The organism is Pseudomonas sp. HY2-MNA-CIBAN-0224, from assembly GCF_040310285.1.
GTDB classification, from domain to species: Bacteria; Pseudomonadota; Gammaproteobacteria; order Pseudomonadales; family Pseudomonadaceae; genus Aquipseudomonas; species Aquipseudomonas helleri.
In genome coordinates this window covers 1-265 of the sequence record NZ_JBEOPQ010000595.1, presented here as the reverse complement: position 1 = coordinate 265, position 265 = coordinate 1, and the positions used below count along the sequence as shown (strand labels likewise).

Genomic DNA, 265 nt, shown 5'->3' with positions numbered 1-265 from the left:
CGCTCATACCTAAAAGCTGAGACCAATTGTGGCCTATATCAAAGACTCGCAAAGCTACCACTTTTCAGCGCAAACCCCTAAGCGTGATATTAGCTTGCCTGTTGCTATTGTCATCGCCGTTGTCGTCCATGCGGTGATTATTTTTGGTATCAGCTTTTCGATGGGCAAAGACCCTGCCGCGATGATGCAAGACGTGGCTAAGGCACTTACCGATAATATGCAGCCGAATGAAGATGCGCATTTTATTGCCAATGCCTCCCAAGAG

Annotated in this window: 1 protein-coding gene; it reads left to right on the top strand. The window is 47.5% G+C overall.

From position 1 onward, the window contains the following. Positions 1-28 precede the first annotated feature (28 nt). Positions 29-265 (top strand): hypothetical protein (locus AAEZ03_RS27690; protein ID WP_350583083.1); only part of this gene is annotated, 237 nt, incomplete at its 3' end.